The sequence below is a fragment of the Paenibacillus sp. OT2-17 genome (assembly GCF_009827695.1).
In the GTDB taxonomy this organism is placed as follows: domain Bacteria; phylum Bacillota; class Bacilli; order Paenibacillales; family Paenibacillaceae; genus Paenibacillus; species Paenibacillus polymyxa_B.
The window spans coordinates 1-842 of sequence record NZ_WUDQ01000938.1 but is presented as its reverse complement, the minus strand read 5'-3'; the positions used below and the strand labels follow the sequence as shown (position 1 = coordinate 842).

Here is an 842-nt window from a genome sequence, read left to right as displayed (position 1 = left end):
GGAAGTTGGCCGGATCGCCACCGTAATATTTAATAATATCCATGGTTGCCATCGCCAAACCCGCACCATTGACCATACAACCAATATTTCCGTCCAGAGCGATATAGCTTAGATCGTATTTAGATGCCTCAATTTCCTTCTCATCCTCTTCATCCAAATCACGCAATTCCAAAATATCCTTATGACGGAACAACGCATTAGAATCAAAATTCAGTTTGGCATCCAACGCCAGTACATTCCCATCACCCGTAACGACTAAGGGATTGATTTCTGCAATCGAACAATCCTTGTCCACAAAAGCTTCGTATAGCGCCAGCATAAACTTGACCGCTTTGTTTACCAGTTCATTAGGAATATTAATGTCATATGCCAACTTACGTGCCTGATACACCTGAAGCCCAATCGCTGGATCAACAACCGCTTTAAAAATTTTCTCCGGAGTGGCTGCAGCCACCTCTTCGATTTCCGTACCGCCTTCTTCTGAGGCCATCATTACGATACGTCCAGTCGCACGATCTACGACAACGCCGACGTAATATTCTTTACGAATATCGCAGCCTTCCTCAACCAAAAGGCGTTTGACCTCTTTACCTTCAGGTCCGGTCTGATGCGTCACCAGCACCTTACCCAAAATTTCAGAAGCAAAAGTCCGCACCTCATCCAAACCTTTGGCAACTTTCACGCCACCCGCTTTACCGCGACCACCAGCATGAATTTGTGCTTTTACCACCGTAACAGCGCTTCCAAGCGATTCTGCCGCAGCAACGGCTTCCTCCACCGTATAGGCAACCTTACCGTTCGGTACAGCCACTCCGTACTGCTTTAATACTTCTTTACCCTGA

Annotated in this window: 1 protein-coding gene; it reads right to left on the bottom strand. The window is 46.7% G+C overall.

Translation table 11 applies throughout. The features are described 5' to 3' along the window. A partial coding sequence (gene sucC, locus GRP75_RS28305) for an ADP-forming succinate--CoA ligase subunit beta (protein WP_160791041.1) occupies window positions 1-842 on the bottom strand: 842 nt, incomplete at both ends.